17 protein-coding genes and 1 pseudogene are annotated in these 18,025 nt (G+C 70.3%); 7 read left to right on the top strand and 11 right to left on the bottom strand.

Annotation, left to right across the window (positions count from 1 at the left end; genetic code table 11):
• Positions 1–44 precede the first annotated feature (44 nt).
• Positions 45–3,197, top strand: a complete 3,153-nt coding sequence (locus ABWK59_RS35385) for an ATP-binding protein (RefSeq protein WP_354644766.1) — start codon at positions 45–47, stop codon at positions 3,195–3,197.
• 224 nt (positions 3,198–3,421) lie between these two features.
• On the opposite strand, the gene ABWK59_RS35390 is transcribed toward ABWK59_RS35385, so the two are convergent.
• The 6 genes from ABWK59_RS35390 to ABWK59_RS35415 form a co-directional block, all read right to left on the bottom strand.
• Positions 3,422–4,465 (bottom strand): ABC transporter permease, encoded by a 1,044-nt coding sequence (locus ABWK59_RS35390; protein WP_354644767.1) that lies wholly within the window; start codon positions 4,463–4,465, stop codon positions 3,422–3,424.
• Entirely contained in the window at positions 4,462–6,036 is a 1,575-nt protein-coding gene (locus tag ABWK59_RS35395; RefSeq protein ID WP_354644768.1) for a sugar ABC transporter ATP-binding protein, read from the bottom strand. Before ABWK59_RS35395 ends, ABWK59_RS35390 begins: the two co-directional genes overlap by 4 nt.
• A 181-nt stretch (positions 6,037–6,217) precedes the next feature.
• Entirely contained in the window at positions 6,218–7,267 is a 1,050-nt protein-coding gene (locus ABWK59_RS35400; RefSeq protein ID WP_354644769.1) for a substrate-binding domain-containing protein, read from the bottom strand.
• A gap of 565 nt (positions 7,268–7,832) precedes the next feature.
• A complete protein-coding gene (locus ABWK59_RS35405; RefSeq protein ID WP_354645197.1) occupies positions 7,833–8,429 on the bottom strand; it encodes an ROK family protein in 597 nt (198 codons plus the stop codon).
• Positions 8,350–8,991 carry a MarR family transcriptional regulator gene (locus tag ABWK59_RS35410; protein WP_354644770.1) on the bottom strand — a complete coding sequence of 214 codons (642 nt, stop codon included), beginning with the start codon at positions 8,989–8,991 and terminating at the stop codon, positions 8,350–8,352. Before ABWK59_RS35410 ends, ABWK59_RS35405 begins: the two co-directional genes overlap by 80 nt.
• Complete coding sequence (locus ABWK59_RS35415) at positions 8,988–9,476, bottom strand: ATP-binding protein (RefSeq protein ID WP_354644771.1); 489 nt, start codon at positions 9,474–9,476, stop codon at positions 8,988–8,990. The genes ABWK59_RS35410 and ABWK59_RS35415 overlap by 4 nt, the downstream gene beginning before the upstream one ends.
• 432 nt (positions 9,477–9,908) lie before the next feature.
• On the opposite strand from ABWK59_RS35415, the gene ABWK59_RS35420 reads away from it, so the two are divergent.
• Complete coding sequence (locus tag ABWK59_RS35420) at positions 9,909–10,151, top strand: hypothetical protein (protein ID WP_354644772.1); 243 nt, start codon at positions 9,909–9,911, stop codon at positions 10,149–10,151.
• A gap of 160 nt (positions 10,152–10,311) precedes the next feature.
• Here the strand turns inward: ABWK59_RS35420 and ABWK59_RS35425 are convergent, their stop codons facing one another.
• Complete coding sequence (locus ABWK59_RS35425; RefSeq protein ID WP_354644773.1) at positions 10,312–10,968, bottom strand: response regulator transcription factor; 657 nt, start codon at positions 10,966–10,968, stop codon at positions 10,312–10,314.
• Entirely contained in the window at positions 10,965–12,104 is a 1,140-nt protein-coding gene (locus ABWK59_RS35430) for a sensor histidine kinase (RefSeq protein ID WP_354644774.1), read from the bottom strand. The genes ABWK59_RS35425 and ABWK59_RS35430 overlap by 4 nt, the downstream gene beginning before the upstream one ends.
• 163 nt (positions 12,105–12,267) lie before the next feature.
• Between ABWK59_RS35430 and ABWK59_RS35435 the strand changes: the two genes are divergently transcribed.
• On the top strand, positions 12,268–12,759 hold the full coding sequence (locus ABWK59_RS35435; RefSeq protein WP_354644775.1) for a DUF6326 family protein: 492 nt from the start codon (positions 12,268–12,270) through the stop codon (positions 12,757–12,759).
• Between the two features lie 414 nt (positions 12,760–13,173).
• Here the strand turns inward: ABWK59_RS35435 and ABWK59_RS35440 are convergent.
• Positions 13,174–13,586, bottom strand: a pseudogene (locus tag ABWK59_RS35440) (DNA-3-methyladenine glycosylase family protein); the annotation flags it as partial.
• A gap of 246 nt (positions 13,587–13,832) precedes the next feature.
• Here ABWK59_RS35440 and ABWK59_RS35445 point away from each other — a divergent pair.
• From ABWK59_RS35445 to ABWK59_RS35455, 3 genes are all read left to right on the top strand, one after another.
• Positions 13,833–14,330 (top strand): SRPBCC family protein, encoded by a 498-nt coding sequence (locus tag ABWK59_RS35445; protein ID WP_354644776.1) that lies wholly within the window; start codon positions 13,833–13,835, stop codon positions 14,328–14,330.
• 187 nt (positions 14,331–14,517) lie between these two features.
• On the top strand, positions 14,518–15,213 hold the full coding sequence (locus ABWK59_RS35450; protein WP_354644777.1) for a hypothetical protein: 696 nt from the start codon (positions 14,518–14,520) through the stop codon (positions 15,211–15,213).
• On the top strand, positions 15,213–15,869 hold the full coding sequence (locus tag ABWK59_RS35455; RefSeq protein WP_354644779.1) for a hypothetical protein: 657 nt from the start codon (positions 15,213–15,215) through the stop codon (positions 15,867–15,869). Before ABWK59_RS35450 ends, ABWK59_RS35455 begins: the two co-directional genes overlap by 1 nt.
• Positions 15,870–15,900: 31 nt before the next feature.
• Here ABWK59_RS35455 and ABWK59_RS35460 read toward each other — a convergent pair whose 3' ends face one another.
• Together ABWK59_RS35460 and ABWK59_RS35465 are read right to left on the bottom strand one after the other, a co-directional pair.
• Positions 15,901–17,349, bottom strand: coding sequence for a wax ester/triacylglycerol synthase family O-acyltransferase (locus ABWK59_RS35460; RefSeq protein ID WP_354644780.1), 1,449 nt, complete (start codon positions 17,347–17,349; stop codon positions 15,901–15,903).
• A gap of 70 nt (positions 17,350–17,419) precedes the next feature.
• Complete coding sequence (locus ABWK59_RS35465) at positions 17,420–17,722, bottom strand: hypothetical protein (RefSeq protein WP_354644781.1); 303 nt, start codon at positions 17,720–17,722, stop codon at positions 17,420–17,422.
• 100 nt (positions 17,723–17,822) lie between these two features.
• Between ABWK59_RS35465 and ABWK59_RS35470 the strand changes: the two genes are divergently transcribed.
• On the top strand, positions 17,823–18,025 hold a 203-nt coding region (locus ABWK59_RS35470), incomplete at its 3' end, for a DUF6296 family protein (RefSeq protein WP_354644782.1).

Below are 18,025 nucleotides of genomic sequence, written 5' to 3' on the forward strand. Positions count from 1 at the left end.
ACGACACCTCGACCATGAGCCAAGTCGACTTCCTTGGAGAGGAGTTGGAGGCCACGGTGGAACAGGCCGCTCCCCACCCGGCCATAGGTCCGACCGGCCCGACGCCTGACACCGCGGTCACGGCGCGCGGCGAAAGCCCCCGGTTGAAGGCGGAGAGCTTGACAACGGGCTGCCGGCGCCCTGCCCGCGACCACGGCCCCGCCCGGCGCCCCAGCGGGCGTCCCGATCGGCGGCGGCCGGATCGTTGGCCCCCGGGTGGGCGGAGTGGGAGAATCTGCTCGTGGCTACTTGATCAGCTCGATTGGGCGCTCATGCCAGGTGTGCAAGCCGGCCTACCGGGCTCCGACCGGCGCGCGGGGTTCGCGTTCGTCGGGCGCGAGAACGAGATGCGGTCGCTGCTGTCGGCTCTGCACGAGGGCCCCTCGGTCGTCTTCGTCGAGGGTGAGGCGGGGATCGGAAAGTCCCGCCTGCTCAGTGAGGCAGCGCGCCGTCTGCACGACGAGGGCCTGCCGGTGCTGCGCGGAGCGTGCCATCCCCTGCGTGAGCCGCTGCCCTTCGGCCCCGCCATCGATGCGCTGCGCAACGGCTGGTCGCTCTTCCCGTCCGCCGCTCGTTTCGGCCCTGCCACGGCGGCCCTCGCCCCCTACGTTCCCGAGCTCGCCGACCGGTTCCCGACGGCCGCGCCGGGGCCGACCGGCGGTACGCACAACCAACTGCTGGTCCGTGCTGTGCACGAGATTCTCAGCGCGCTGGGACCTGCGGTGCTCATGGTGGAGGACCTGCACTGGGCCGACGAGGCGACTCGCGATCTCCTGCTCCTGCTGGCCCGCAACCCTCCGCAGCAGCTCCGGCTCGTACTGACCTACCGGGCCGGCGATCTGCCCGGCAGCGGAAACGTGCTCGGCTCGCCGTACCGCAGACCGGTCGGCGTCGGCGGCACCGAGATCGCCCTGGGGCTCCTTACCCGGGCGGACATCCGGGAGTTGGCCGCTTCGGTGATCGGCCCAAGGGCGGGCGCCTCGGTGGTTCGGGAACTGTTCGAGCGAAGCGGCGGCCTGCCGCTGGCCGCCGAGGAGGATCTCCTCGGCCTGGCCGATCGCCTCGCCAGGAGCGAGCGCGGCCAACCGACGACACTCGACGACACCGGGGTGCCGCGGGTGCTGCAGGAGACGGTGAACAGCCGGTTGGCTCCACTCGGCAGCGCTGCCAGAGCCGCGGCGGAGGCAGCTGCCGTCCTGGCCGTGCCAGCCGCTGAGGAACTCCTCGCCCGGGTGGCCGGAACGGTCGAGGGCGAGGCCGAACAGGCTCTCACCGCAGCACTCGACGCCGACTTGCTGGTGGAGCAGCAGCCCGGTCGGTACGGGTTCCGCCACGTCCTGGCCCGCCGCGCGGTCTACGACAGAATCCCCGGCCCGCGCCGCCGCCGACTGCACACCCGGGCCGTCGGCGCCCTGTCCGACCAGGACCCGCCCGCCCTGGTGCAGATCGCCCACCACACCCGCATGGCCGGTGACACCGCCGCCTGGCCGCCCAGGGCACTCGCCGCCGCGCGCCACGCCATCGCGCTCGGCGACGACGGTGTCGCCGCCGAGCTCCTCCAGCAACTCCTCGCAGAACCCGCCCTGCCGTCCGACGACCGGACCAGCTCCGCGCTTGCCCTCAGCACCATCGCCACGCACCGGGCCGACCCCGCGGCCAGCGTCGCGACCCTGCGCCGGATCATCGCCGACCCCGACCTCGCCACCGAGGTCCGCGGCGAGATCCGCCTGAATCTCGGCCGGACGCTGGGAAACACCGACGTCCACCGGGCCGACCTGGCGGAGCTGGAGCAGGCGATCGTCGAGTTGAAGAGCAGGCCGGACCTGGCGGCGGTGGCGATGGCCTGCCTGGGCGTCTTCTCCAGCCTCAGCTCACGGGGCGGCAGCATCGCCGAGGATCTGGCGCTGACGGAGCGAGCGGCCGCGCTGGTGTCCCACAGTGCCGACCCGCTCGCACGGGCGGACGTTCTGGCCAGCAGGATCACCATGCTGGAACTCGTCGGTGACCCGCGCGGGCGGGAACTCATCGAGGAGCTTCCACGCCAGAGCGCGGACCGCCGAATCCTGCGCCACTGCGCCCGGGCACTCCACAACGCGGCGTACCACCGGATGAACCGCGGCTGCGACGAGGCAGCCCGCGCTCTCCTGCGCGAGGCGGAGGAACTGGCCCGCGGCGCCGGTTCCCAGATCATTCAGCAGAGCTGCCAGGGGATTCTTCTGCACCTGGATCTCGCGGACGGGCGTTGGACCGATCTGGACCGGAGGCTCGAGGTGATGCTGTCGGAGGTGGCCGAAGGCAGCACGCTCCGATTCGGCCTCCTGGTGGCGAGCGCGACGCTCGACACGGCCAGGGGCCGTTGGGCCAGGGCCCGCGAGAGCCTGGCTCCGCTCGTCGTCAGCTTCAGCGAGAACCCCAACTGGGACCTCGGGCAGGTGGGGATCTCCGTGCTCACCCGCCTCGATCTGCTGGAGGGCGACTCGTCGGCCGCGTGGCAGCGGATGGAGCGGGCGACGGCCGCCGTCCACCGCAAGAACCTGTGGGTCCGACCCGTCGAACTGCTCCCGACCGCCGTACAGGCCGCACTCTCCTGCGGACTCCGTGCGGAGGCCGGCCGCCTCACCGACGACGCGGCACACGGCATCAGGAACCTGGACGCCCCGGGGGTCACCGCAGGTGTGTCATGGTGTCGCGGCCTGCTCGCCGCCGACACGGACCCCGATGCGTACCTGGACCACCTCGAACGTGCGCGCACCCGGTACGAGGCCATCGGCCGCGTCCATACCGCCGCCCTGGTGGCCGAACAGATGGGCCGTCACCGACTCGCGCACACCCCCGACCGGCCCGCCCACGACCTCCAGTACGCCCTGGACGTCTTCAACCGCCTCGGTGCCACCGCCGATGCCGACCGCTGCCAGCAGGCACTCCGCGGCAGCGGACGGCTGCGGTCCCTGCCACGCGGCCGCCGGACCTACGGAACCGATCTCTCCCCTCGTGAACACCAGGTCGCCGAACTCCTCACCACCGGCGCCACCAACCAGGACATCGCGCGCACGCTGTCGCTGTCGCCCCGTACCGTCGAACACCATGTCGCCAAGGTCCTCAGGAAACTCGGCGTGACCCGCGACGACGTGCGAAGGGCCCTCGAAGCCGACAGCTGACGAGGCGCTCCGCCCGGTCCAAAGTCCGGTCGTACGACCCGGTGTCAGTCCGCCCGACCGAGACCAGCGGCGAATGCGGGTGGCGCCCGCCGGGCGGGCGCCACCGGCGTTGTGGCGAGTCGGGCGGACGTGGCCGGATCTCCGGGTGGTGTCCTGCCCGGCCGTCGCCTGCGGCGGCCGCAGGGGCAGGTCACGGCGGAGATCTGTGGTTCATGGCCGTGCTGTCAGGCGGGGAGGCCGATGGCGCGTTCGCCGCTGCGGCGCTGCTGGACGACCACCGCGATAACCAGGAGCGCGCCCTGGGCGACGTTCTGCCAGAAGGCGTTGATGCCCTGGACGGTGAGGCCGTTCTCGAGGGCGCCGAGCAGGGCGACGGCGAGCAGGGTGCCGCCGATGTTGCCCTTGCCGCCCTTGAGGGCGCAGCCGCCGAGGGCTGCTGCGGTGATGGCCTTGAGCTCCAGGCCCTCGCTGCCGGAGGTGGGTTGTCCGCTGCCGGTGCGGGCGGTGAGCAGGATGCCGGCGACGGCGGCGACGGTGCCGATCAGGGCGTAGACGGCGACCAGGTACTTGTTGATGTTGATGCCGGCGAGGCGGGCCGCGGTGTCGTTGCCGCCGATGGCATAGATGTTGCGGCCGATGTCGGTGTACTTCAGGAGCAGGTGCACGGCGAGGGCGGTGACGATGAGGATCCACACCATGACCGGGAGTCCGGCGATCCTGCCGCGGCCGAGGAAGACGAAGACGGGGTCGTTGAGGACGTAGCCCTGGGCGCGGCCGTCGGAGAGCAGCTGGGCGAGGCCCTTGTATGCGGCGAGGCCGGCCAGGGTGGCGATGGTGGGGTTGACCCGGCCGTAGACGATGACGGCGCCGTTGAGCAGGCCGATGAGGACACCGACGGCGACGGCGACGGCCATGCCGATGAAGGCGTTGGAGCCGGCCGAGGTGAAGGCCATCGCGGAGACCACGGAGGCGACGCCCGCCTGCGAGCCGACGGAGATGTCGAGGCCGCCGCAGATGATGACAACGGTCTGGACGACGGCGAGCAGGCCGGTGATGGTGGCGGCCTCGGCGATCACCTGCATGTTGGAGAAGCTGAGGTAGTTGTCGTTCAGAACCCCGAACAGCGTCAGGACGACGGCCAGGGCGCCGATCAGGCTGAGGTTCTGCCCGTTCACCCCGGCCAGGAGTGCCGAGCGGCGCGCGCACTTTCGCTGCGGCTCGGCGGCCCCGCTGCCGGTGGGCGGGAAGGTGTCGGTCGTGGTGCTCATGCGGGGACTCCAGAGGTGGGGACAGGGGCGATGTCGTCGGCCATGGCGAGGTTGAGGACGGCTTCCTCGGTGGCGTCGTTGCGGGCGAGTTCGCCGGTGATGCGGCCGTTCTGCATGACAACGATGCGGTCGGCGAGGCCGAGGACCTCGGGGAGCTCCGAGGAGATCACCAGGACGGCGACACCGTCGGCGGCAAGGTCGGCGATGATCTCGTAGATCTCGGCCTTGGCCCCGATGTCGATGCCGCGGGTCGGCTCGTCGAGGATCAGGACCTTGGGCCTGCGGGCCAGCCACCGAGCCAGGACGACCTTCTGCTGGTTGCCGCCGGAGAGCTTGCGGACCTCGTGTTCGATGGACGGGGTGCGCACCCTCAGCCGGTCCGCGTACTCGCGGGCGAGCTCCCTCTCCGCGCCGCGCCGGACGAAGCGGAAGCGGCGCAGACGCTCAAGGACGACCGTGGAGGTGTTGTCGCGGATCGAGCGGTGCAGGAACAGCGCCTGCGCCTTGCGCTCCTCGGGTGCCAGCCCGAGGCCCGCGCGGATTACGGCGCCGGGCTTGCCGAAGCGCAGCGGCTGTCCGCCGAGGGTGGCGGTGCCGGAGCGGACGGGCCGGTCGCCGGCGAGGGCGAGGGCGAGCTCCGAGCGGCCCGCCCCGATCAGACCGGCCAGAGCGATGATCTCGCCGGCGTGGATCTGCAGGTCGATGTCACGGACATCGTCGGTGGTCAGGCCGCGGACGTCGAGGACCAGCCGGTCGGTGGCGACGTGCGGGCGGGAGAACATCGTCGACAGGTCGCGGCCGACCATGAGGCGGACCAGTTCGCCCTCACTGGTCGCGTGGGCGTCCTGGACTCCGGCGAGTGCGCCGTCCCGCAGGACCGCGATGCGGTCGGCGAGTTGGAAGATCTCCCGCATCCGGTGGGAGACGTAGACGACGGCGACCCCATGGTCGCGCAGCCGGCGGATGAGGGCGAACAGCGCGTCGACCTCGTGCTCGGAGAGCGAGGAGGTGGGCTCGTCGAAGGCGATCACCTTCGCCTCACCGGTCAGCGCTCGCAGGATCTCCACCAACTGCCGCTGCGCGGGGGTCAGTTCCGAGCCGATCAGGTCCGGGTCAAGGACCTTGTCGAAACCGAACCGCTCCAGATCGGCGGTGATCCGCCGGCGCAGTTCGGCACGGTCCAGACGCCGTCCGACCCTGCGGGGCAGAGCACCGGCGTAGACGTTCTCGGCGACCGAGACGTGCGGGATGATCTCCGGTTCCTGCGGGATGATCCGGATGCCGGCGCGGCGGGCCTCGGTCGGAGTGGCGAACTGGACGGACTCGCCGTCGAGCACGACGCTGCCCAGGGTCGGCCGGTGGTCGCCGGCGAGGATCTTCAGCAGGGTGGACTTGCCCGCGCCGTTCTCGCCCATGAGGGCCGTGACCTGGCCCACGGGAAAGTCCAGGGTGACCTCGGACAGGGCTCGCACGGTGCCGAACCACTTGGAGAGGCCCTGCACACCGGCGCTGCCGGAAGAACGGACGGTGGGCGGGCGGGGGTTGGGATCCGTGCCGTGGGCTGTGCTCATGGTGGTCACCTTCGAGTCGTGCGGAAAAAAGATTGTGTCTGCGTGCCGTGGCGAGGCCGGCTCCGGCGGCGGCCACGGGTTCCGGGCGCCGCGGGGTGCCGTTCTGCCCCCGGGCCGGGGGCAGAACGGCGGCGGCGGGTGGCCGGCCCCGGGGGACGGGCCGGCCGGATCGGGGGCGGTGTCAGCTGCAGGAGACGCCGGCGGACTTCCAGGTGGTCGGGTCGACCATGGTGGTGGGGGCGAAGGCCTCCTTCGGGAAGTCCTTGCCGTTCTTGAGCTTGTCGACCATGGTCTGGACGGCGAGCGCGCCGACGTCCTTGCCGTTGATGAACAGGGCGGCCTTCATGCCGGACGGCTTGCCACCGCTCCAGTCCTTGCAGGCGAGGTAGGCACCGAGGCCGACACCGATGACGTTGTCGGCGCCGATTCCGGCGTTCTCCAGGGCCGTCACGCCGCCCTGCACGTTCTCGTCGTTGCAGCCCCAGACCACCCAGTGCTTGACCCCCGCGTTGGCGGTCACCGTGGCGGCGATCCTGTCCTGGGCACCGGTCGGGGTGTTGTCGGTGGCGACGTCGATGTTCTTCACCTCGACGCCCACACCGGCCGCGAACGCCTCCTTGGCTGCCTTCACCCGGTCCCCGCAGACGGTGACGTCCTGCTTCCATGCGGAGACGGTGCGGGTCTCGGCCGGGTTCCAGCCGGCCTTCTTGAACTCCTCGGCGGCGCGCTTGCCGACCTCGCCGCCCATCTGCTGGCCCGAGAAGCCGATCCGGGGCACCAGGTTCTCCTTGGCGCAGGCGGACGGGTCCGGGCCGTTGGTGCAGATCTGGTCGTCCGAGGTCAGCAGTGCGACCTTGGCGTCCTTGGCGGCCTGGGCGACCTGCGGGCCGACGGCCGGGTCCGGCACGACGATGATCAGGCCGTTGGACTTCTGCGCGATCGCGGACTGCACCTCGCTGACCGTCTTGTTGGCGTCGTTGCCGAGGTTGACCACCTTGAGGTCCACCCCGAGCTCGGCGGCCTTCGCCTTCGCCCCGGCCGCCTCCCCGACGAAGTACTCCTGGTCGCCCTGCTTCTGCAGGTAGGTGATCGAGATCTTCCCGCTGACCGGTGCGACCTGGTCGCCGCCAGAGCCGGAGCCGGACTGCTGGCCGGTCGAGCAGGCAGTGGTGAGGCCGAGCGCGAGCAACAATCCGGTCGCGGCAACGGTGCGGCTGGTCGTACGGAACATGGGACAGCTCCTTTGAGCGTGAGCCGAATGACGGCGTGGGTGGGTGCAGGGAGCCGGTTGGCATCGGGCCTCGATGGCCGACCGGCGGAGTGAGGGATCCCTCAGGCGGCTGTCGCGAAGTGACGCACAGTCCATAACCACCAAGAACCAACAGGTTCGAACGGTGTGCGACATCTGACAATCGCGTGGCGAGTGGCGTCAAGGGGGGTGGGATGCCGAAACCGCGTTGTGACCATCCGCGGCGACCGGTCGCCCCCGGACGTGCTCGGCTCGGCAAACTTCCTTCCGGTACGACGGAATTGGGCTCCCGATTAATCGCCCCGGTTCTGCCGGGTCGAAGACCCGTCGCGGGGTGACCCACGAGCACCTTGGCGCTGTCGCGATCGCCGGCCGTGAATCCCTTCCGCCGGACCATCTGGCGGAGACCCGAAGCCCTGGGATGCCGGCTCTTCCATGCCGCAGGGCGAAGGGCTCCGCCCCGGATCGTGTTTGTTTGTGTTTGAATGAGGTCGACCGCCCGCCACCGGCGGCTGCCCGCCCGAGCCGACCGGCTGTCGGTCAGGCCTCACTGCCGGATCCAGAGGGGGGAGTCCGAAGGGGGAGACCCGGCCTTCGACAGCACCAGCTCCAGGCCGCCCAGGAGTGGCGCCCGACTGCCCAGCGTCGAGCACATCACCGGCGGGACGGTCCCGGGCGGGAGGATCGCACCCAACGCGGACCGCAGGCGCTCCACCAGTCCGCCGCCCAGAGCCGGAAGGTTGCCGCCCAGCACCACGGCCGTCGGGTCGACAAGCAGCGCCGCCGCCGCGGTCGCCTGAGCGAGCAGGTGAACGGCGTCCTGCGCGGCCTCCGGCGAGGGGGCGCGCGCCAGCAGCGCACGACGCAGGGCGGCGTCGTCCACGTATGCGTCCAGGCAGCCGCGTTGTCCGCACCGGCAGAGACGGCCGCCGGTGCGGACAACGAGGTGGCCGATGCCGCCGGCATTGCCTGTGCGACCGCGGTGGAGGATGCCGCCGATCGCGATACCCATCTCGATCCGGCCGTCCAGGGCGAGGTTGAGGAGGGTGTGCGCGCCCCGGGCGTCACCCCTGGAGAACTCTGCGAGTACGCCCATGCGGGCCCGGCTCTCGACGGCTACCGGGATCTGCCAGCGCTGCCCCAGCCGCTCGCGCCAGGTCGGGCGCCCGCCCGGTGCCCGAACCCCCGCGAGGCGGATGGCGGTCCCTCGGGACCGTGCGTGCGACTGCGACGGCCGCCCCGAGCAGGACCTCGGGCCCCGCCTGGGCTTCGGCGAGAACCCGCTCGGCGCAGGTGACCGCCAGATGTTCCACGGCACGCGGGTCGTGGTGCGGCGACGGAAGGTCGATCCGGTGTTCCACGATGACGGGCCGGGTTCGGTTCCCGACGGCTGCCGCCACATGGCGCGATCCGATGTCGAGGGACAGCGCAGTGCCGGCGGCGCGGTTGAAGGCGACGAGGAACGGCCGACGGCCGCTCCCGCCGTGCACCACGGGGCGCTGGACGACCAGGCCGGCCGCTTCCAGTTCGGCCGCCAGACTCGCCACAGTCGTCAACGACAGACCGCTGTGCCGGGCGAGTTCCTGACGGGTCGTCGGCCCGGAGCGGCGGAGCGCCCGAAGCAGGACCGCACGGTTGAGAGCCCGCCGTCCGGCAGGCCCGCCGACTGCCCCTCGGTCCTCTCCGCCACCCTTTCCCGGGGTCATCGGACGGCTCCCGCCGGAGCGGAGGTGACGTCTTCGAAGCGCACACCGGCCGCCGCCACGGTACCGCCCGGACCCGAGTCGATCGTGCAGAAGTCCGCGGCGGCCCGGACCAAGTCCAGCCCGCGACCGAAGGGGACGCCGCCGTCGGCAGTGCTCTGACGCGGCTCGGACCGTTCACACCACTGTCCGCTGTCCCGTACCGCAACCAGGACGTCACCCGGCCCGATCCGGACCAGTACCGTCACCGAACGACTCCCGCTGTGCAGGACCGCGTTGGTCACGAGTTCGCTGACCACCAGGCACACGGTGTCGCAGACGCTCTCGGGCACGCCGAGACGGCGGACGCAGTGGAGCACGAAATGCCGCATCTGCGGAACGCACGACTCGTCGGCGTCCGCGGCACAGGTTGCGCGGGAACACGCGGGGCTCGGACCGGCCACGCGCCTGCCGGACGGCACGGTGGCTCGGGTGCTGCTCATGTCCATCTCCTGCGTCCCTGGAATTCGCCCGACGGCAAAATCGCATTGCTGATTTCATCGCGCACCGGTGCGGGTGACCATTCCTGGTCGCCATCCGTGATTTCCGCCGGCGCTCTTCCATGAAAGTCCGTAAATGCCTCTCGTTTCCACGGCCGACAGGACGGATCAGGGCGAATTTTCCGCCTCTTGCAGGTATGGGCAGCGGGAATTCGGCGGGACGAATGGGTAGTGCGGGTCCGACGCGTAGGGGGCCGATGGGTAGTGGCCGACGACCCGCAGGACCTGCTTCGTCCCACACGTGGGCCGCGCTCCCGCTTTCGCGCTCCACCGCGGTCCGACGGACGACAACAAGGAATCCCGGACGGATTCGCGTGATTACCCACCGAACCTGTCGGCCAGGACGCCGCGGCCGACTCCTCGTCGATGGAGAGAACGGGGGTGACCGCACCGGCGGGGCCGCACCCGTGGGAGGGCTGGACGTTCTCGGCGGGGTGGGGCAGCCGGGACGTGCTGGAGGCGGTCCTGGCGGATCCCCAGGCGGTGCTGGAGGTGTCGGCCGACGTCGCCCGCGACGCCGCTGGGCGGTGGTGTCACCCGGTCCGACCCCATCGCCTGCGCACCGACCTCACCCCGAACGACCTCCCGCCGTTCGGTGAGGACGAGCACCGAACCCCAGGGTGACGTGGCATGGGGGCAGTGGGAGTGGTCGAGGACGTCGCCGTCGACGCGGATATGGCCGGGGAAGTTCCAGTCGTTCGCGGCGTTCACGCGGCCTGGCGCGCCTGACTTGAACCGGATATGTCGGGCGAGGCAGCATCGTTGGTGGAGAGCTTCCCCTAGGCTAATTGGCTCTCACGCGTCCGGTGTCGTGTGCCCACATCGCGATTTCGACGCGGTTGCGTGCGCCGAGCTTAGTCATCAACGATGCGACGTGGGTCTTGACCGTACTCAGGCCGACGAAGAGCTCGGTGGCGACCTCGGCGTTGGTCCGGCCCCGTGCCACGAGCGCGAGCACCTCCTCCTCGCGCTCGGTGAGCGGGTCGCTCGGCTGGACCGGTACCACCGGCGCCTGGTCGGCGAAGGTCGCCAGCAGCCGGCGGGTGACGTTGGGAGCGATCAGCGCGTCCCCGTTGGCCGCCGCGTGGATGGCCTGCACGAGGAGCTCCGGCCCGGCGTCTTTGAGCAGGAAGCCGCGGGCGCCTGCGCGTAGGGCGCCGAGGACGTACTCATCGAGGTCGAAGGTGGTGATCACGACGACCGCCATCGGGTCCGTCACGTCTGGCCCGGCCAGGCGCCGCGTCACCTCGACGCCGTCGAGCCCGGGCATCCGGATGTCGACGAGGAGGACATCGGGACGCAGCCGGGTCGCCAGGTCGAGCGCTGCGAGCCCGTCTGCTGCCTCCCCCACGACCTCGAGGTCGGGTTGCGCGCCGAGGATCATCACCAGCCCGGTCCGGACCAAGTCCTGGTCGTCGGCTACGACAACGCGGATGCTCATGCCAACGCCTCCACCGGCAGCACGGCCTCGACCACCCAGCCACCCTCGGGCCCCGGCCCCGCGGAGAGCGATCCGCCGAGGAGCTGGGCGCGTTCGGCCATGCCCAGCAGGCCGAACCCAGGCTCCGGGGCTGGCCCCGGCTTGGTCTGTCCATCGTCGCTGACACGCAGCCTGACGGCGTCGCCCTCCCGGCGTACGTCGATCGCGACGCGGGTCGCGCTCCGGGCGTGCCGTACGGCGTTGGTCAGCGACTCCTGCGCGAGCCGGTAGAGCGCGGCGTCCACGGGTCGTGCCAGCCGGGTTAACGAACCGTCCAGCGAGACCTCGATGGTGGGTGTCGCGTCGGCGCGCGCCAGAGCAGGCAGGTCCGCGACACCCAGCTGCGGTGAGTAGGCGACGGCTTCCTCCTCACGCAGCACCCGCACCATGGATCTCATCTCCGCCAGGGTTCGCGACGCTTCAGACTCGATCGCGGCCAGGACCTCGGCAGCCTTCTCAGGCTGGATGCCGGCGACCACGCCACCGGCCTGCGCCTGCACCGCGATGGCCGAGACGTGGTGGGCCACGGTGTCGTGCAGCTCTCGCGCCAGCGCCACCCGCTCCTGATTGCGGATCTCGCGCTGTTGGCGATGCCAGAGGTCCGCGCGGTAGCGGAACACCGCCGCGAGGGCGACGAACAGCAGCAAGAGGACGCTCCCGCCGAAAACGTCGGCCCAGCCCGCGGAGGAGGCGTACATCCCCAGCGCGACGACGACTGTCACGAACGCCGTCCCCAGGACGATCTCCCGTCCCGAGCCCCACCGCACCAGGGAGTAGAGCAGGATCAGGACGGCCATCATGGAGTAGAGGCTGAGGTCCCCGGCGTGCGCAGTCAGCTGGAGGACCGAGAGCAGCCCGGCGGCCCCCCACCCGACCAGGGCGGCCATCAGGGGGCGGCCCCGCCGCCAGAGCAGGGCAGGCATCAGCGCCAGGGCGAGCACCGTCACAAGGGGCCGCCAGGCCAAGCCCGGCCGAGTGATGCCCTCGACCAAGGCGGCGGCCGCGAGCATGCCCACCAGCAGCCAGTCGAGCCGACCGATGGGTGGGGCGTCAGCAGGCCGCGGCTCATGCCAGATGGAGCGCCGGAAAGTGACCACGGCTCCAGCCTAGGGATCGGCGCGCCTCAGCGTACCCGCCGAAAGAACGAGAGACAGACCACTCCATCGGCCAGGCGAACCCCAGCCTCCGGGCCGAGGCGCCCGCCGCCGGGCTCAGCGATCGTGGACCTACCGATCCTCACCAACAACAACGGAGTCCATGATGAGAACGCGTCAACCCGCCACCGCCACACTGGAAGACCAGCGGATCCCGGTGAGAGCCAAGCTCGCCGCAACGTGGACAAGCTTCATGTTCCTCTACGCCTACGTGGACATTCTCAACTTCTTCACGCCCGGCGTCGTCGAAGACATCCTCGACGGCAGGGTCTTCAAGTTCGACCTCTCCCAGACCTTTTCGACCACGGCGCTGACACTCGTGGCCGTCCCGATCCTCATGGTGGTGCTGTCGATGACGCTGCCCGCCAGGGTGAACCGCATCGCGAATCTCATCGTGGCTTCGCTCTACGTCCCCGTCACGGCATTCAACGTGGTGGGCGCGTCCTGGCTGTATTTCTACGGCCTTGGCGTCGTACTGGAATTGATCCTTCTCGCCCTCATCGTGCGGTTCGCGTGGACCTGGCCCCGCACCGCACCGTCGGCGACCATGGCGACCAGCCCGGACCATGAAACCGTTCGCGCCCGGCCACAAGCGTGAGCCCAACAACAGTCCCCGTCCTGTTCGGAGCCACCTGCCGGTAGGGGCCTTCCAAGGCCCCTACCGGCAGGTCAGGTCAGCGGATGCGCACACAGGCCCACCGCATCGTCGACACCGACCCCAAGCGCGGCAACGCCGTCGTCCGCGTCACTGGCACCCGCCACGACGAGCCGACCGACCAGGTCCGGCAGTCCCTACCGAACACCCAGGAGGTCCCCGGTCATGATCACCACACCAACCGTGTCCGGGAAACCGGGTCAGGCTCCCATGGGCCTATCCTGCGATCTGTACCACTAATCGGCTCTCACAGCACCTGGACCGATCCTCGGGGTCCCGTCACCGTCATTCTCTACGCTCTTCAAGCCTGGTGTCTCCGACATCAACAAGACTTCATCCCCGACACGCTGACTTGACAGGGAAGAGGAGTTCGAGCATTTCGGCGTCGGTGCTGCGCACCCGGCCGGCCAGGGCCCAGCCGACGGTGTTCGGCAGCGGCAGGTCGCCGACGGAAACGGCGTCCGGGTCGCCGTTGGATCGCTGCAGGGTCTCGTCTGCGGTCCATGGCCCGATGCCGGGCACGATGGTGAGCCGGGCGGCCGCCTCCGGCCCGGCCATGGCGGACGCCTCCTCCAACCGGGGCGCGAGCCGCACCGCCCGCAAGATCGTTTCCGTCCTCTTGCTGCCCACCCCGGTGCGGTGCCACGCCCACGAGGGCACGAGCGCCCACTCGCGGGCCGACGGCGGCACCATCAGGCCGAGTCTGCGCCGGGGCCCGGCGCCGGAGTGCCGTGATGGCGGAGCAGGTACCGCCACCCGCGGTGGGCCTCGGTCACTTCTCCGAGTGGCAATGTATCCGGATCATCCCTGAGCTGGACATTTGCGTGGCGTAAGTGTCCGTGACGTGCCGAGCAGCGAGAACCGGTGGTGGAGGTCAGGAGGTCGGAGGCGGCAGCACAGACGGCAGGATTGATCTCCCTGGAGGCGTCGCACTTGGCGGAGACTCCCCGACTTCGCCGCCGCGCCGCTGGCGGCCGTGCCGACGAGAAGTGTGATGAGGGGTGGGAGTATGGGGCATGGAGAGGTTCGTTATCCCTGACTCCAGACGCGTCGCGGTGATTGAGGTGGAGGCCGACGTCGCGAGGTCACTCGAGGATGTCTTCGATTACTGCAGTGACCCGATGAACGAGCCCCAGTGGAATGTCAGGATGAAGGGCGTCGAGAAGGTCACGGATGGACCGTTCGGCGTCGGAGCTCGGTATCGGATGGAGTTCGTCTCCGGTCCTCCCGTGATGAGCGAGTGCGTGCGCCTCGAGCACCCGGGCATCGGGGAGATGTTCGGCGGGTCGAAATTGATGCGGTCGGGTTGGCGAGGGCGTGTGCTAGGGGGTCCTGCCGGTGCCCACCTCGTTCTCAGGATGGAGATCAAGCTCCGCGGGCTGCTCGCGCTCGCGACGCCGCTGCTATGCCGCCGCATGCGCCCAGAACTCGAACGCGACATCGCCACCATCAAGGCGACACTGGAAGGAGGAGCTGGCAGGCCTTCCGAACGTTCCCCTCAGAGCGGAGGCTGACTGAGCCGTTCGGCCTGTTCGAGGTGGACGGCGCCTGGTCGCGGTGCTTGCCGCCGGTGTGTGGCTGCCGGTCAGTTGAATCTTCACGATGGTTGCGGCGCTGTGGTGATGCTTGCCCTCGAAGTCACCTCCGCTGCAGCGCAGCAGTCCGATGGCGCCACCGAGTCGGTTGAGTAACTGTCGAAGTGTGCGCGAACACCGAGCCACGGTCGGGCCGGCCGCCGTCGCTTCCGCCGCGGGGGCCTTGGTCCTGCACGGTCTGTTCCTGCGGCCGAGGATGCTGACCTGGGGCGCGACGAGCGAGGAGGCTGCGCGGTCCTATCGGGGGGATGAGCTCATTCCCGGTGCTGACAGCGGCTCGACGATGGCCGCGACCCTGCCCGCGCCGCCGTCGAAGGTGTGGCCGTGGCTGGTGCAGATGGGCTGCGACCGCGGTGGCTGGTACAGCTGGGACCGGCTGGACAACGGTGGACGGCCGAGCGCGGATCGCATCGTCCCCGAGTGGCAGAGCCTGGCGGTGGGGCAACGGCTTACATCGGTGCCCAGTGGTCGCGCCTGGTTCACCGTCGCGGTGCTCGTGCCGGAACGGACCCTGGTGCTGCGGGACGATACGAGTGTGCCGTCGGGCCGCCCGTTTGATCCGAGCAACGGACGCACGCCGCGGGCGTTCGTCAGCTCGGTCTGGGGCTTCCACCTCGAACCGGCCGGCGCGAACACCCGCTTGGTCGTCCGCACGCACGGCCGTGGCCGCCCGCGCGTGCTCACGGGACCGATCGACCTGCTGTTCTGGGAACCCGCCCACTTCGTCATGCAGACCCGCCAGTTCCACAACCTGCGCGCGCGGCTCCGGCGGGCCGTTACCGGGCATCCGGGGAGGCCGTGATGAACGCCGACTCCACCTTCAGTCCCGCCGGCGGCGCGCTGCTGCTGGACCGTGCGCTGCCCGGGTTCGGATTCTCCCGCCTCGAATACGTGGCCCTCGCCGCGGCACCCCCCGTGGCGTACGAGGCGGCGCGCAGGCTGGACCTGCTTACCCTCGACTCCCCGCTCCTCACCGTGGCCATGTGGGCGCGCGGGCTGCCGGACCGACTGCGCGGCCGGCCCATCCCGACCCCGCCGTCGATGCGCGTGGCCGACCTGTTCGACCGTGCCGGGAATGCGTGGGAGGACCAGCCCTGGGTGGCCCTGGGCGAGAGTCCGGGGCGGGAGCTCGTCTTCGGGGCGGTCGGCAAGCCGTGGCAGGCCTCGATCGAGTGGCGGCGGGTCGAACCGGAGGAGTTCGCGTCGTTCGACGAGGCCGGCTGGGCGAAGATGGCGGCCGCCTTCGTGGTCCATCCGTACGGCACCCGGCGCTCCCTGCTCACCTACGAGGCGCGCACCGCCTGCACCGATCCGGAATCCACCGCCCGCTTCGGCCGCTACTGGACGCTCGTCTCCGCAGGCGTCGGCGTCGTTCTGCGCGGGACGCTCCGAGCGATCAGGGCGGCGGCCGAACAGCCTGCCCGGGCTGATTGGTCGGATGCGTTCTCGGAACGGTGACTCGATCACCAGGCACGCGGCGCCTCTGCCGTTACCCCGCTTCGGCATGTGGCCGGGAGGGCCCGAACGCTTGCATGTGGTTCCGTACGCCGTCGGCGAGGACCTCAATGTCGGGACAAGCGTTCGCATCGACGACGACGCCGATGTTGAACTGCTCGGCGTAGGAGAGCGCGGCGATCGCGAGGGTGAAGTTCCCGGTGATCGGCACCACTGGGAAGATCTCGGTGATCCGCGCTCCGGCCAGGTAGAGCGGGATCGGGGGGCCGAAGATGTTCCCGACGTAGAGGTTCGCCCAGCGCTGATGGCCGAGGCCGCGCATCATGGCCCGCTGGACGACGCGGTTGCGGCCGAGGATTCCTTCGGCCGGGCCGACGACGTACTGCTTCTGCCGGGCGCTCGCAGCGGCGATCAGCCGCAGTCGGCGAACCGGATCGGGCTCACCGATCGGGAGCGGAACAAACATCATCCCGGACCGGTTGCCGCGTGCCCTGCCGGATTCCTCCTGGTGCAGCGAGACGGGCACGAAGGCCCGCAAGACCAAGCCCTCGACGCGCTCCCCGCGACTGCGCAGGAGTTCTCGAAGGCCGCCGGCGGTGGCCGCCATCAGGACGTCGTTCAGCTTCACCTCGTGGCTGTGAGCGATCTGCTTGACGGCGTCGAGACGGCTGCGGACGAGCGCGAGCCTGCGGTGCGGGCCAACGGGGATGTTGAAGCTCATCTGCGGCGCTCGCCCTTTGAAGTAGTTCTCGTGCACCGCGGGCCACTTGTCCCGGGCTTGGTGCAGCGTGGTGGCGGGTCGGCGAAGCTTCGACAGCGTGCCTTCCGTCGCTTGGACACGCCCACGGAGGTTGTCCTCGAACAGGTCGCGGTTGGAGGGCACCGGCGCCGGGGTCCAGAGCCGGGCGGGCGTCGTCGGCGCATCGGCGCTCGGATCGAGGAACGCGCCGAGCAGAGCCACGCCCGCCGCGCCGTCGGCAATCGTGTGGTGCACCTTGAAGAACACGGCTACCCGGTCGCCGGTCAGGCCGGGCAGGAACCACATCTCCCACAGCGGCCGCGACCTGTCCAGGGGGAGCGCCCGCACGTGCTCGACAGCCCGAAGAAGACCCGCTTCATCCGGAGGAGCGGCGAAGGGGAGGACCCGGACGTGCTCGGTGAGATCGAAGGCCGGGGCGTCGACCCACAGCGGCCGGCCGAGCCCGCGCCGGGGTGCGTGGAGAAGCTGACGGAAGCGAGGGACCTGAGACAGGCGGCTTCCCAACACCTCTCGCACTGCCTCGGCCCGGAAGCGACCGTCTGAATCGAGGAGCCTGGCGCCGTCGAGGATGGCGAGCGCACCGATGACCTCGGGCCAGCCGAAATCGTCCGACCACAGCAACATGAGATCCTGCGGGGCCAACCGTTCCATGACCGGGCCCCGGCCGGGCGCACCAATTGACGTGCCCATGATTCCACCCCCGTCCACGACGAAGATCAGCACGCACCATGCCTGTCGCACATCAATTGTCCCGCTGGCCCGACTCGGTGAAGAGTTGCCGTCGCCGTCGGCCTCAAGCTCGTTCACATGCGCATAGCAGGGCCAGCGTGCGTGCAGCTGCCGCCAGTGCGGTCGATTCCCGGCAGCTTTGGAATACCCAGATTCTCGGACGCTCGATGAGTTCGGCCTCAAGGTCGGCGATGCGCTTCTCGGCGAAGCGGACGTTGGATTGGGCGCCTTCGAGACGTTCCTGAAGCGTGCGGTGCTCCCGGCTGAGTTGCCGGACGCGGTGTTTGAGTGTGGTGTTCTCGGTGGTCAGTGACTGAACCGACTCGCTCGCGACAGCCGCCTTCTCAACCTCGCCACTGCCTGCCACCCGCAGACCCTGCGGCAGATGCGCTGGACCAACACCATGATCAAAACCCTCGCACCGCAACGGCTCCCCAACTTGTGAGCCGCCGCCCCCGGACCCCGCCATGCCCACGCAATCACCTGCACCTCCCGCCGGCGGGAAGCCGTCCGGCCCGCCGCCGCGTTTCGCGGTCACCCTGCCCCGCACTCCCGGTCGCCACGCCCCGCCCGAGGTCGTCATCGTCCACGCCACCGGCGAGAGAGCCGCGGACGGCACGCCCGTCTATGCCGACAGCCACGGAACCTTCCGCGTCGCGAGCATCGGGAC

Origin of the sequence: Kitasatospora sp. HUAS MG31 (assembly GCF_040571325.1) — a bacterium.
GTDB lineage: Bacteria > Actinomycetota > Actinomycetes > Streptomycetales > Streptomycetaceae > Kitasatospora > Kitasatospora camelliae.